General features: G+C 69.6%; 11 protein-coding genes. 10 read left to right on the top strand and 1 reads right to left on the bottom strand.

What is annotated here, in order from left to right:
• Positions 1-241: 241 nt before the first annotated feature.
• Complete coding sequence (locus C4K88_RS07610) at positions 242-1,825, top strand: acyl-CoA carboxylase subunit beta (protein WP_104121288.1); 1,584 nt, start codon at positions 242-244, stop codon at positions 1,823-1,825.
• A complete protein-coding gene (locus C4K88_RS07615) occupies positions 1,822-2,073 on the top strand; it encodes an acyl-CoA carboxylase subunit epsilon (RefSeq protein WP_241521768.1) in 252 nt (83 codons plus the stop codon). The genes C4K88_RS07610 and C4K88_RS07615 overlap by 4 nt, the downstream gene beginning before the upstream one ends.
• Before the next feature lie 32 nt (positions 2,074-2,105).
• Here C4K88_RS07615 and C4K88_RS07620 read toward each other — a convergent pair whose 3' ends face one another.
• The gene (locus C4K88_RS07620; RefSeq protein WP_104121037.1) at positions 2,106-3,275 is read right to left on the bottom strand and encodes a serpin family protein; all 1,170 of its coding nucleotides are present in this window, start codon (positions 3,273-3,275) and stop codon (positions 2,106-2,108) included.
• A gap of 191 nt (positions 3,276-3,466) precedes the next feature.
• On the opposite strand from C4K88_RS07620, the gene C4K88_RS07625 reads away from it, so the two are divergent.
• From C4K88_RS07625 to C4K88_RS07665, 8 genes are all read left to right on the top strand, one after another.
• Complete coding sequence (locus C4K88_RS07625; RefSeq protein ID WP_241521769.1) at positions 3,467-5,596, top strand: copper-translocating P-type ATPase; 2,130 nt, start codon at positions 3,467-3,469, stop codon at positions 5,594-5,596.
• A gap of 189 nt (positions 5,597-5,785) precedes the next feature.
• The gene (locus tag C4K88_RS07630) at positions 5,786-6,340 is read left to right on the top strand and encodes a hypothetical protein (RefSeq protein ID WP_104121039.1); all 555 of its coding nucleotides are present in this window, start codon (positions 5,786-5,788) and stop codon (positions 6,338-6,340) included.
• Between the two features lie 158 nt (positions 6,341-6,498).
• Positions 6,499-7,185: a DUF305 domain-containing protein gene (locus C4K88_RS07635; protein WP_104121040.1), complete on the top strand. Its 687-nt coding sequence runs from the start codon at positions 6,499-6,501 to the stop codon at positions 7,183-7,185.
• A 507-nt stretch (positions 7,186-7,692) separates the two neighbouring features.
• Positions 7,693-7,968: an SHOCT domain-containing protein gene (locus C4K88_RS07645; RefSeq protein ID WP_104121042.1), complete on the top strand. Its 276-nt coding sequence runs from the start codon at positions 7,693-7,695 to the stop codon at positions 7,966-7,968.
• Positions 7,965-9,431, top strand: a complete 1,467-nt coding sequence (locus C4K88_RS07650; RefSeq protein WP_104121043.1) for a multicopper oxidase family protein — start codon at positions 7,965-7,967, stop codon at positions 9,429-9,431. The genes C4K88_RS07645 and C4K88_RS07650 overlap by 4 nt, the downstream gene beginning before the upstream one ends.
• Before the next feature lie 35 nt (positions 9,432-9,466).
• The gene (locus tag C4K88_RS07655; protein ID WP_104121044.1) at positions 9,467-9,838 is read left to right on the top strand and encodes a DUF5655 domain-containing protein; all 372 of its coding nucleotides are present in this window, start codon (positions 9,467-9,469) and stop codon (positions 9,836-9,838) included.
• A 64-nt stretch (positions 9,839-9,902) separates the two neighbouring features.
• Positions 9,903-11,618, top strand: a complete 1,716-nt coding sequence (locus C4K88_RS07660) for a DUF885 domain-containing protein (protein ID WP_241521770.1) — start codon at positions 9,903-9,905, stop codon at positions 11,616-11,618.
• Positions 11,619-11,785: 167 nt separating this feature from the next.
• Positions 11,786-13,204, top strand: coding sequence for a dicarboxylate/amino acid:cation symporter (locus C4K88_RS07665; RefSeq protein ID WP_104121045.1), 1,419 nt, complete (start codon positions 11,786-11,788; stop codon positions 13,202-13,204).
• Positions 13,205-13,292 lie beyond the last annotated feature (88 nt).

Below are 13,292 nucleotides of genomic sequence, written 5' to 3' on the forward strand. Positions count from 1 at the left end.
TGCAGCCGGAGGCGCCGGACCGCCCGCGACGCACCGATATTACTCGCGGGTAACATCGGTGGCCCGGCTAAGTGATGGGAACGGAAACTGTAGATCTCCTACAACGGGCAGCCCCGGAATCCTCACTAGACTGGGACGAACGCGCCGTCCGTTGTCGGAAACCTCCAGTGACACGGGATTCCCGACCCCGAGCGGCGGCCACCTCCCCCACCCGCCGACCGGAGTATTCATGCATCAGGACCTGCAGCCCGACCTCACCACGACGGCCGGGAAGCTCGCCGACTTCCGGAGGCGCAAGGAGCTCTCGGAGCAGCCCTCCGGGCCCGAGGCGATCGAGCGCCAGCACGCCCGGGGCAAGAACACGGCCCGCGAGCGCATCGACCTCCTCGTGGACGAGGGCTCCTTCGTGGAGTTCGACGCCCTCGCCGTCCACCGCTCCACGGCCTTCGGCATGGAGAGGAAGAAGCCCCTGGGCGACGGCGTCGTGTCCGGGTACGCGACCGTGGACGGCCGGCTGATCGCCGTCTACAGCCAGGATTTCACCGTCTACGGCGGATCGCTGAGCCAGGTCAACGGCGAGAAGATCGTCAAGGTGCAGGAGTTCGCGCTGCGCAACGGCTGCCCGGTGATCGGCATCAACGACGGCGGGGGCGCCCGCATCCAGGAGGGCGTGGCATCGCTCGCGATGTTCGCGGACATCTTCCGCAACAACGTGCACGCCTCGGGTGTGGTCCCGCAGATCTCCCTCATCATGGGACCGTGCGCCGGAGGGGCGGCCTACTCCCCCGCGCTCACCGACTTCGTGGTGATGGTGGACAAGACCTCGCACATGTTCATCACGGGCCCGGACGTGATCAGGACGGTCACGGGCGAGGACGTGGACATGGAGACCCTCGGCGGGGCACGGCAGCACAACACGACCACGGGCACCTCCGCCTACCTCGCCACGGACGAGGCGGACGCCATCGGGTTCGTGCGTGAGCTGCTCGACTTCCTGCCCTCCAACAACCTCGCGGAGGCCCCCCTGACGGCGTTCGCGGAGGAACCCGAGGAGACGGACGAGGACCTCGCGCTCGACGCCCTGATCCCCGACGCCGCGAACCAGCCCTACGACATGCACGCCGTGATCGAGGCGGTCGTGGATGACGCCCACTTCCTGGAGATGCAGGCGCTCTACGCGCCGAACATCATCACCGGCTACGCCCGGGTGGAGGGCCACACCATCGGCATCGTCGCCAACCAGCCCCTGCAGTTCGCCGGGACCCTGGACATCAACGCCTCGGAGAAGGCCGCGCGCTTCGTGCGCCACTGCGACGCCTTCAACATCCCCATCCTCACCCTGGTGGACGTGCCCGGCTTCCTGCCCGGCAAGGACCAGGAGTTCCAGGGCATCATCCGCCGCGGGGCGAAGCTGCTCTACGCCTACGCCGAGGCCACCGTGCCGAAGCTGACGGTCATCACGCGCAAGGCCTACGGCGGCGCGTACATCGTCATGGGATCCAAGAAGCTCGGCGCGGACCTCAATCTCGCGTGGCCCACCGCGCAGATCGGCGTGATGGGCGCGCAGGGGGCCGTCAACATCCTGTACCGCGGGCAGTTGAAAGCCGTTGCCGAGGCCGGAGGCGACGTCGAGGCCGCGCGTGCCGACGTCGTCCAGCAGTACGAGGAGGAGCTCCTGAACCCGTACCAGGCGGCGGAACTCGGCTACGTCGACGCCGTGATCGCCCCGTCGGAGACGCGACTGCAGATCGTGCGCGGGCTCCGCGCCCTGCGCGACAAGCGCTCGGCCAACCCGGCCAAGAAGCACGGGAACATCCCGCTGTGACCGGCCGCGACCCGCTCGACGGCGACCCCGGATCCCTCCCGGTCGCACAGGAGACCGAGATCCTCTCCGTGGTGTCCGGCAACCCCACCGACGAGGAGCTCGCGGCGCTCACGGCCGTCGTCGTCGCTCTCCAGGGAACCGACGCCGGGGACGACGGGCCACGCCAGGGGCGGTCCTGGGTGCGGCGGGCGCTGCTGCGCCTGGGCCCCACACCGGGCCCCGGATCCTGGCGGCGCAGCGTCCGCTGACGCTCCTGCGCCCTCCCGGGTGATGGTCGGGGTCAGCGCGGATCGGCGACCGTGCCGAGGAAGAGCGGCAGCCCGGTGTCCTCGTGGACGATCTGGTAGCCGAAGGGTCGATCGAAGGAGATACTGACCTCGGGAGCCACCGGGGCGCCGGTCATCATGGCCACCTGCGTGACGGCGGCCGCGATGGTCCCCTTCTCGGCGACGGTGATGGTGGCGGCCTGGGCGGCCGCCGCGACCTGGAGCCCGGGATGGATGGCGTCGAAGTCCGCCCCCGGCCCGACGGCCCGTTCGAGCCCCAGCCCCGCCAGCACTGTGATCAGGTCCAGGCCCTGGCTGTGTTCCCACGTGGGGAGCGAGAGATCCACGCGGATGCTCGCCGCCGCATCCAGGGCAGCCGCGATCCCCGCCAGCTCCTGCTCGCCCCAGGCCGGCAGGACGCCCGCCGCGGGCAGGACGAGCCGCAGGCAGAATCCTCCGCCGTAGGGCAGGTCGATGCCCTGCCAGTCGCGTCCTGCGGCGTAGCGCACCCAGCGGTACCCGTGCATCATCGGGACGAAGACCCGCGTCCCGGTGGCCAGGGCGAAGGCGTCCTCGCCCGTCCCGGAGGGATCGAACGGCTCGTCCCAGGCCGCGGCGAAGTAGACGGCGTTCAGCAGGGACAGTCCGGTGTCCCGTCCGACGGCGAGCGGGGCCTTCGCGACGCGACCACCGGTCTCCCTCCACACCCACTCGTCGATCAGGGCGGGCGTGGTGGGGTCGCCGAAGTCCACCGGGTGGACCCCCACACCGTAGTACCGGGCGAGGGTGTCGAGGAACGCCGCCCCGATCACACCCCCGTCGGGGACGAAGACGGCGTTGGCGAGGTGCACGAGGGGTTGCCCGGGCGGGTCCTCCTCGTCGACGCCCACCGGGTCGCCGTCGAAGTACTGCAGCGTCGCGAGCAGCGCGTTCATCGCCGCATGGTGCTCCTCCGGGAGCCCCAGCACCGCGTCCAGCTCTGCCGCCGTCGCCGTCCCCGCACCGGCGCGCAGCATCGACAGGGCATACAGCGCGCTGACGGGGCTCGAGACCTGATTCGTGGCCGGGTGCGCGGTGAGTGCCACCCCGAGCCGGAAGGCCGCGCGGCGGAGGGCCTCCTCCGCCGCGGCATACTGTCCCGGCTCGACGACGATGCGCGCCACAGACGCCCTGGACTGCTTCATGGGATCCCCCTCGCGTGATCCCACCACGGTAGGCGCGGACCCGGGAATTGACCATGGGTACGGGCCTGTGATGGCCGCCGGGTGCGTCCTGATCGCCGGTCGCGCCCGACCGCGCACACCGGACCTCCGGAACCTTGACGCATACCCCTGGGGGGTATATGTTTGCGGGCATCGGAGAAGGAGGAACCATCATGGACAGGAATCGATTCACCGAAGCTCCGCCGATGGCGGAGCACGAGGGTCACGGCGTGGATGAGGATCACCAGGTCCACTCCCAGGGCGAGCACGCCGGCCATTCGACGGCGATGTTCAGACAGCGTTTCCGGGTCAGCCTGGCCCTCGCGGTGCCCGTCCTGGCCTTCAGCCCCATGTTCACCATGCTCCTGAGGTACATGCCGCCCGAGTTCCCCGGCTCGGCGTGGATCGCCCCGATCCTGGGCACGGTGATCTTCGTCTACGGCGGAGCCCCGTTCCTGAAGGGCGGGGTGTCCGAGCTGAAGTCACGGCAGCCGGGCATGATGCTGCTGATCGCGATGGCGATCAGCGTCGCGTTCGCCGCCTCGTGGGTGACCACCTTGGGTCTCGGCGGTTTCGACCTCGACTTCTGGTGGGAGCTGGCTCTGCTGATCGTCATCATGCTGCTCGGGCACTGGATGGAGATGCGGGCCCTCGGGTCGGCGGCCGGCGCACTGGACGCTCTGGCAGCGCTGCTGCCCGACGAGGCGGACAAGGTCACGGACGCCGGAGTCGAGACCGTGCCGGTCGACTCGCTGGTCACCGGGGACGTCGTGCTCGTACGCTCCGGTGCGCGCGTGCCGGCGGACGGGCAGATCATCGACGGGGCGGCGGAGTTCGACGAGTCGATGATCACCGGGGAGTCCCGTACGGTCTCCCGCAGCATCGGCGAGGCGGTCGTCGCCGGCACCGTCGCGACCGACAACGCGGTCCGCATGCAGGTGACCGCCGTCGGCTCGGAGACCACGCTCGCCGGGATCCAGCGCCTGGTCGCGGAAGCGCAGGCCTCCTCCTCGAAGGCCCAGGCCCTGGCGGACCGGGCCGCGGCCCTGCTGTTCTACTTCGCACTCGGCGCCGGCATCCTGACCTTTCTCGCCTGGATGCTGCTCGGGAGCCCGGATGATGCGGTGATCCGTACCGTCACCGTCCTGGTGATCGCCTGCCCGCACGCACTCGGCCTCGCCATCCCCCTGGTCATCGCGATCTCCACGGAACGCGCCGCGAGGGCCGGCGTGCTGATCAAGAACCGGATGGCCCTCGAACGCATGCGCACGGTCGACGTCGTGCTGTTCGACAAGACCGGGACCCTCACCGAGGGCCGCCCCGCGGTCACGGCGACAACCGCCGTCGACGGCGTCCCGGATGCGGAGCTGCTGGCCCTGGCCGGAGCCGCGGAAGCAGACAGCGAGCACCCCGTGGCGCGGGCGATCGTCAGCGCCGCACAGGCCGACCCGGCTGCGGCAGGCCGCGCCTACACCGGAACCGGATTCAGTTCCATGACCGGCCGCGGCGTGCGGGCAACCGTCCACGGCCATGACGTGGCCGTGGGCGGGCCGAACATGCTCAGGGAACTCGGCCTCGATACTCCTGCGGACATCGGGGACACCGTGCAGGCATGGGTGGACCGCGGCGCATCGGTGCTGCACGTCATCAGCGACGGCGCCGTGATCGGCGCGGTCAGGCTCGAGGACAAGGTCCGCGAGGAATCCCGGTCCGCCGTGAAGGCCCTGCAGTCCCGCGGGGTGAAGGTCGCGATGATCACCGGCGACGCACGGCAGGTCGCCGACGCCGTCGGGGCGGACCTCGGGATCGACGAGGTGTTCGCCGACGTCCTCCCGCAGGACAAGGACTCCAAGGTCGCCGAGCTGCAGGCGCGCGGCCTGGCGGTCGCGATGGTCGGGGACGGCGTCAACGATGCCCCGGCCCTCGCCCGCGCCGAGGTGGGGATCGCGATCGGAGCCGGCACGGATGTCGCCATGGAATCAGCGGGCGTGGTCCTGGCGGGCAACGACCCACGATCGGTGCTGGCGATGATCGACCTGTCCCGCGCCAGCTACCGCAAGATGATCCAGAACCTGATCTGGGCCACGGGGTACAACGTGCTGGCCGTGCCCCTCGCCGCAGGGGTGCTGGCCTTCGCGGGGATCCTGCTCTCCCCCGCCGCGGGCGCCGTCCTGATGAGCGTGTCCACGATCGTCGTCGCCCTGAACGCGCAGCTGCTGCGGCGGATCGACCTCCGTCCCGAGCAGATCGGCGCCGACCGGACCAGCCCCGAGGCAGCGGACACACCCCCTGCCCGGACGTGAGCCCGGCCTCATCGGCGGACACACTCCTCTGCCTGGTCGTTGGTCATGCGACGGCGTGATCGACCCTGTGACCGGGCAGAGGGCGTGAACGAGGCGAGTCGCTCGTTTCGCTAGGTTGGTAGGACGACACCAGAGGACGACCCTGGCGCCTAGGCGTCAGCGACAGCGCGGACGGAGAGGAGGGAAAAGGTGACCAGAAAGCGGGCATCACACACTGTTTTCTCACTGCTGCGCGCCGCCGTCCCGTCAGTCGTCGCCTTCGTCGGCCTGACGGCCGTCATCGTCGGGATCCTCGCGATGCACGTCTGGATGGGCGGTCACGGATCGACGTCCCACCATGTCGCGGCCCCCGCCGCCGGCACGAGCACAAGTACTCACGCGGTCGACGGGACAGGCCACGCCCGCACGGTTCTTCATGCCCAGACCACGAGTGCGGTCGTCGCCGTCCTGGCAACGGTCGAAGCGACTGTCCTGGACACCGCGTCGCATGCCACCTCGAACACCGTCTCGAAGGCTGTCCCGGAAAGCGGTGGGTCGGTCGGGTGCGGTGGCGACTGCTCCGACGACATGATGGTGGGCCTGTGTGTGCTGGCGATGATCGTCGTCGGCATCGCCGGTCTGCTCACTCCTGCCGACCGCGCCCTCCTGTCGACGTCGGGACGGCGGGGCCCTCCTGTACTGTCCTGGGTGTCCCGACCTGCGCCTGCTCCTTCACTGACTCAGCTCTGTATCAGCCGGACCTAGGATCCGCGGCCCGCACCTGCCCCTTTACCCGGGCGGCGGGGCCACCCTCCTGCCGTGACTGCGCGCCTGTGCGCCCACCGGGCCCTCGCGGTACCCGCCCTGCGCAATACGGACCCGCTGATACCCCCAACACCTGAGCACTGAAGGATCTGACCACCATGAAGCATTCCCTGTCCCTTGCGTCCCTGTCCGTCGCCGCGCTCATCACCCTGTCCGCCTGCGGCTCTTCCTCCGGCGGGGAAATCGCGGGCACGAGCGGCGGAAGCTCCGCAGCGGCCGCCCCCAGCGTCACTGCCGAAGTCGGCTCCGAGGCGACCACCGACGCGACGTCGGGCGCATCCGAGACTGCGGCCGCGCACAACGACGCGGACGCCATGTTCGCGCAGATGATGATTCCCCACCACCAGCAGGCCGTGGAAATGAGCGACATGATGCTCTCTAAGGACGACATCAGCCCGGAGATCACCGACCTCGCGACCAAGATCAAGGACGCCCAGGGCCCCGAGATCGAGACCATGACCGGCTGGCTGGAAGCCTGGGATGAGCCAATGGAGCCCGGAGGCGGCATGGACGGCCACTCCATGGGATCCGACACGGGCGACTCCGGGTCGATGGAAGGCATGATGAGCGAGGACCAGATGTCCGAGCTCGAGTCCGCCGAGGGCACCGAGGCGTCCCGCATCTTCCTGGAGTCGATGACCGCTCACCACGAGGGCGCGGTCAGCATGGCGGAGAACGAGATCGAGAACGGGCAGGACCCGGAAGCGATCGAGTTGGCCGAGACGATCGTCGAAACCCAGAACGCCGAGATCACCGAGATGGAAGAACTGCTCGCGGGCCTCTGAACCTCGCAAGCAAACTCCGCAATCCGTCCCCCGCCCCGGATCCCGCACGCCGTGATCTGATCCGGACCGGTCCGGCGTTGCGGGGACTGTGATTGCCCTCTCACAGGTGCCGGTGTGGATGTCCCCGTTCCACCCGCACCGGCACCCCCGCGGGGTACCCGTCCGGGCATGTGCACGGACTGAGCGTGGACCCGGAAACCAGCCGCATCCTGCTGGCCACTCATGACGGCCTGTTCGGCGTCACCCAGTCCCCCGCACTACAGATCGGCTACGAAGATCGAGTCGTCAGTGCCGTAAGTACCTCCTGCCACAGGACGCGGATGCGCACGAGGCAGCCGCTGCCTACTCACGGTGTCTGCCCGACACGCACTTCTCCGCTACGGATGCAGCAAACCGTCGGAGAAGCCTGATAGCCGTGACCCGAGTGGGCGAGGTCTTCGGACTCTACCTGTCAGCTGAGGCCGCGCGAAGAGTCGGAGGTAACGCTGGAAATGAAAGGCGCACATCATGATGTCGGGCTACGGACAGGGCATGGGATGGTTGTGGCTCTGGATCCCTCTGCTACTCATCGGGGTCGCGCTGCTGGTGTTGCTGGCGGTAAGGGTCTTCGGCGGCGGCATCCGTGATGGATACGGACCTCCAGGCCGCCCGGGGCCAGGCGGACCGCCGCCGGCTGGAGGGAGCAGGGCCCGCGAGATCCTCGACGAGCGCTTTGCGAGAGGAGAACTCACCGCGGATCAGTACCGCGAATACCTCGAGGTCCTCGGTGAGGGCCGGCAGTGAAGCCCATCAGTCGCCGTCAGGCGTTGTTGCTGGGCGGGGTCGGCGTTGCGGGGACAGCGGCCGGCAGCGTGGGGCTGATCTGGACCCTGACCTCGCGGGAGGCCCCCGCGACCGGAAGCGACCTGGCCCAGCCTCCGGAGGAACGGAGCATCAACGGCCAACTGGAGGTACGGCTCGAAGCCGCACCCGGACAGCTACTGCTGGCCGGCCGGCAGGCCGCGGCTCTTGGCTACAACGGCGGAATCCCCGGCCCGACACTGCGCCTACGGGCGGGCGACGTCCTGAAGATCGGGCTCGTCAACAAGCTACTCCAGACCACCAACCTGCACGTGCACGGCCTCCACGTGTCCCCGGAGGGCAACGGGGACAATGTCTTCGTCGCAGTGGACCCCGGCGGCACCTTCGACTACGCATACGAACTTCCCGAGGATCATCCCCCCGGCGTGTACTGGTACCACCCCCACCACCACGGCATGGTCGCCGATCAGATCTTCGCCGGACTCTTCGGTGCCATCATCGTCGAGGATCCTGAACCCATCGAGGTGAGTGCGGAACGGGTGCTGGTCATCTCGGACACCACCCTGGACGGCATGGGGAATATCCCGGAAGTCCCAGAGATGGACCGGATGATGGGGCGGGAGGGTGAACTGATCCTGGTCAACGGTCAAAGCAACCCCCACATCAGTGCCCGCCCCGGACAACGCGAACGGTGGCGCATCATCAACACATGTGTGTCCCGCTACCTCCGTCTACGGCTCGACGGACAGCAGCTGCAGCTCCTCGGCATGGACTCCGGCCGCTTCCCGACACCCCGGACAGTGAACGAGCTTCTCCTGACGCCCGGAAACCGGGCAGACCTCCTCGTGACCACGACGACCGGGGACTCCACGCTGCTCGCTCTCTACCAGAACCGGCGAACCATGCCGGGAATGGTGGGGTCGGGAGCCGGAGCACGCAACCCTGCAGACCAGTCGGACAGCACCGCACTGGCCACCCTCCGCGTGGCCGGGGAACCGGCGGCAGCCCCGAGAGCCGTGCCCGCCCAGCAAGGGCCGGCAGACCTTCGGTCCGCGCCCGTCGCGGCGCGCCGGCAGATCGTCCTGGCGACCGGTATGGGGATGGGCATGGGCGGGGGCATGATGCGTTTCACCATCAACGGCAGGGAGTTCGACGAGGCCAGAACAGACACCACCGTCGCGGCCGGGGGTGTGGAGGAGTGGACGTTAATCAACACCAGCCCCATGGATCACCCGTTCCACCTTCATGTCTGGCCGATGCAGATCATCGAGGAAGACGGCGCAGGGACGAATGCCGCACTCTGGCAGGACGTGGTGAACGTACCCGCCAACGGGCGTGTAAGGGTAAGGGTCGCATTCAAGGACTTCCGCGGCCGCTCGGCGTACCACTGCCACATCCTGGACCACGAAGACCTCGGCATGATGGCTGCCATCGAGGTCCGGTGAGACATCGCTGCCCCCGGCACGCGGAGGATAAGCCCGTGGATGATGGGCGCGGGCTGAGCCCTGAGGATATCTTCGCCGGCTTCCCGGAGGGCGTTGCGATCTGCCGCGCCGTGCAGGACGCCGTCTCCCGGCTCGGCGGGGCGTCGGTCACGGCGACGAAGAGCCAGATCGCGTTCCGGCGTCGTCGGGTGTTCGCATACCTCTGGCGGCCGGGGCAGTACATCTCCAGCGATGTCCCGGCCGTCCTGTCCATCGCGCTCCCTCGCCGGACCGAATCCGCCCGCTTCAAGGAGGTCGCCCACCCGTCGGCGACCGTGTGGATGCACCATCTCGAGCTCCACACGCCCGACGAGCTGGACGCGCAGGTCCTCGGCTGGCTGGCGGACGCCTACGCGAACGCAGGCTGACGCCTGCTCGACCCGCCGCCGCACTCGATAGCCTCCGGCAACGGCCTGCCGCTAGGCTCGGGGCGTGACCCACGACACCCCAGCCCCCGTCCCGCCCCCCAGCGAGCAGCCCGCACGGCCGCCCACGGCCATCGACGCCGTCGCGACGTCGTACTACGAGACGCTGCTCGACCTGATGCCCGACTTCGCCACCGAGCTGGGACTCCCCGGCCGCGAGACGGAGTACCAGGACTACTCACCGGCCGGGATCGATGCCCTCGCCGACGCCGCCCGCACCACGCTGCGCCACCTCGAGGGCCTGCAGCCGGCCGACGACGTCGACGCCGTCACGCTCGACGCCATGCGGGAGAGGCTCGGCCTGGACCTCGAGATCCACGACGCCGGACTCGGCTACTCCGAACTGAACAACATCGCCTGCCCCGCCCAGAACATCCGCGCGATCTTCGACCTCATGCCCACGGCCACCGCGGAGCAGTGGAGGCACATCGCCGGACGCATGGCGAACGTACCCGGCGCCATCGACGGCTACATCTCCTCCCTCCGCACCGGACGCGAGCGCGGCCTGGTCGCCGCGCGCCGGCAGGTCGCCATCGTGATCGAGCAGGCCGGCAAGTACGCGGAGGACGGCGGATTCTTCGACGCCCTCGGCGAGACCGCCACGGCCGACGACGGCAACCTGCCCGAGGCCGTGCGTGACCGGCTGCGCTCGGGCGCCGAGGCCGCCCGCGGCGCCTACCGCTCCCTGGCGTCCTTCCTGCAGGACGATCTCCTCGCCTCCGCCCCGGAGAAGGACGCCGTGGGCCGGGACCGCTACGCCCTGATGTCCCGCGTGTTCCTCGGCTCCGCCGTCGACCTCGAGGAGACGTACCGGTGGGGCGTCGAGGAACTCGACCGCGTCATCGCGGAGCAGGAGGCCGTGGCGGACGAGATCCGCGAGGGCGCCTCGATCGAGGAGGCCATCCGCATCCTGGACGAGGATCCGGCCCGCCAGCTCCAGGGCACGGACGCACTGCAGGCCTGGATGCAGGGACTCTCCGACCGGGCGGTGGAGGCCATGGCCGGCGTCCACTTCGACATCCCCGAGAAGATGCGGCGCCTCGAGTGCAGGATCGCCCCGACCAACGAGGGCGGCATCTACTACACCGGTCCCAGCGACGACTTCTCGCGCCCCGGCCGCATGTGGTGGTCAGTACCCGAGGGCGAGGATTCCTTCACCACCTGGAAGGAGACCACCACCGTCTACCACGAGGGCGTCCCCGGGCACCACCTGCAGATCGCGACGGCCACCTACCAGCGCGCGCTGCTGAATCCCTGGCGCCGCAACGCCATCTGGGTGTCCGGGCAGGGCGAGGGCTGGGCCCTGTACGCGGAGCGCCTCATGCAGGAACTCGGGTTCCTGTCCGATCCAGGGGACCGCCTCGGCATGCTCGACGCCCAGCGCATGCGCGCCGCCCGTGTGGTGTTCGACATCGGCGTCCACCTCGAACTGGAGATCCCCGAGCGGTGGGGCGAGGGGGCCTGGACGCCGGAGAAGGGCTACGATTTCCTGCGGAAGAACATCGCCATCAGCGAGGGCCAGCTCAGCTTCGAATTCACGCGCTACCTCGGCTGGCCGGGGCAGGCGCCGTCCTACAAGATCGGCCAGCGCCTCTGGGAGCAGATCCGTGACGAGGTCCGCGCCGCGGAAGGAGAGGCGTTCGACCTCCGCGCCTTCCACACGCGCGCCCTCAACCTGGGCTCCGTGGGACTCGACACGCTGCGCCGCGCACTGGTCTCCTGAGGTAGACGTTCGTCACAGGCGGGCCGGGGTCCTCCCCGGTCCGTCCGCGACGACGGCGGTATCCCGCGGAAGTGCCACCCGGGCCGGCCCGACGGCGTCACGAGGCCCCGTAACATTCCGCAACCTCGGCTTCGTCTTGGTATACGTCCGTCCCTAGAGTTTCGGGCGTGTCTACTGAAACCAGCTCCCCGACCTCCCGGCGCAGGCTGCCCCGCTGGGCGACCTCCTTCGGACCCCAGATCATCGCCGCCCTGGTCGTCGGGCTGGCCCTCGGCCTCGTCGCCAAATACACGGGGCACACCCAGGAGACGCCCACCGGTCTCGGCACCACGCTCGCCACCCTCGGCTCGAGCTACGTGGCCCTGCTGCGTGCCGCCGTCGTCCCCCTGATCTTCACCGCCGTGGTGAGTTCCATCGCGAACCTCCGCGCCGTCACCAACGCCGCCCGGCTCGCCGGCCAGACCCTGCTGTGGTTCGCCATCACCGCCCTGATCGCCGTGGTCATCGGCATCACCCTCGGCGTCCTGTTCCAGCCGGGCGCCGGCACGGACGCCACCCAGCCCGCCGAGTACACCGGCAGCACCGGCAGCTGGTGGGCGTTCCTGACCGGGCTCATCCCCGCCAACTTCCTCGGCCTCCAGGCCTCCTCCACCGTCGCCGAGTCCGGCGCCGTCACCACGGCCCTGAACTTCAACGTGCTGCAGGTCCTCGTGGTCGCCGTCGCCGTGGGCATCGCCGCCCTGAAGGTGGGCAAGCAGGCCGAGCCGTTCCTGGCCGTCAATGCCTCGGCGCTGGCCGTGATCCAGAAGGTCCTCTGGTGGATCATCCGGATCGCCCCGCTCGGCACCGTCGGCCTGATCGGCAACGCCGTCGCCGTGTACGGCTGGGACACCATCGGGTCCCTCGGCAAGTTCACGCTGGCCATCTACGTGGGCCTCGCCCTCGTGCTCTTCGCCGTGTACCCCGTGCTGATCAAGGCGCACGGGCTGTCGGTCAAGCAGTACTTCTCGGGTGCCTGGCCCGCCATCCAGCTGGCCTTCGTCTCCCGCTCCTCGGTGGGTACCCTGCCGCTCACGCAGCGTGTCACGGAACGGAACCTCGGCGTGCCCCGCGGGTACGCCTCGTTCGCCGTCCCCCTGGGCGCGACGACGAAGATGGACGGCTGCGCGGCCATCTACCCGGCGATCGCCGCGATCTTCGTGGCCCAGTTCTTCGGGATCGAGCTCAGCCTCACCCAGTACCTGCTGATCGCGCTCGTCTCCGTGCTCGGCTCCGCGGCGACCGCCGGGACCACCGGCGCCGTCGTCATGCTGACCCTCACCCTGTCCACGCTGGGACTGCCCCTGGCCGGCGTCGGCCTGCTCCTCGCCGTCGACCCCATCCTCGACATGGGCCGTACCGCCGTGAACGTGGCAGGCCAGGCGCTCATCCCGACGATCGTCGCCCGGCGCGAGGGCCTGCTGGACCTCGACCTCTACGACGCGCAGCGCACCGGCGATCCGTTCGCCGATGACAGCGTCGACGACGCCGCCGACGCGGCCGGGACCGCCCCCAACGACGGCATCTCGGCCTCCGTGGCCCGGTAGACCCGCCCGCCGGCTCCCACGACACCCACGGCCCGCCCCGGCACCTGCCCGGGGCGGGCCGTCGCGCATCCCCTGCTAACGATTCGGC

Origin of the sequence: Arthrobacter pityocampae (genome assembly GCF_002927275.1) — a bacterium.
In the GTDB taxonomy this organism is placed as follows: Bacteria; Actinomycetota; Actinomycetes; order Actinomycetales; family Micrococcaceae; genus Arthrobacter_D; species Arthrobacter_D pityocampae.

What these genes read in the sequence shown, in the direction of transcription:
- C4K88_RS07620 (WP_104121037.1), bottom strand. Translation starts at nt 3,275, where the DNA reads ATGAAGCAGTCCAGGGCGTCTGTGGCGCGCATCGTCGTCGAGCCGGGA.
- C4K88_RS07635 (WP_104121040.1), top strand. Translation starts at nt 6,499, where the DNA reads ATGAAGCATTCCCTGTCCCTTGCGTCCCTGTCCGTCGCCGCGCTCATC.
- C4K88_RS07645 (WP_104121042.1), top strand. Translation starts at nt 7,693, where the DNA reads ATGATGTCGGGCTACGGACAGGGCATGGGATGGTTGTGGCTCTGGATC.
- C4K88_RS07625 (WP_241521769.1), top strand. Translation starts at nt 3,467, where the DNA reads ATGGACAGGAATCGATTCACCGAAGCTCCGCCGATGGCGGAGCACGAG.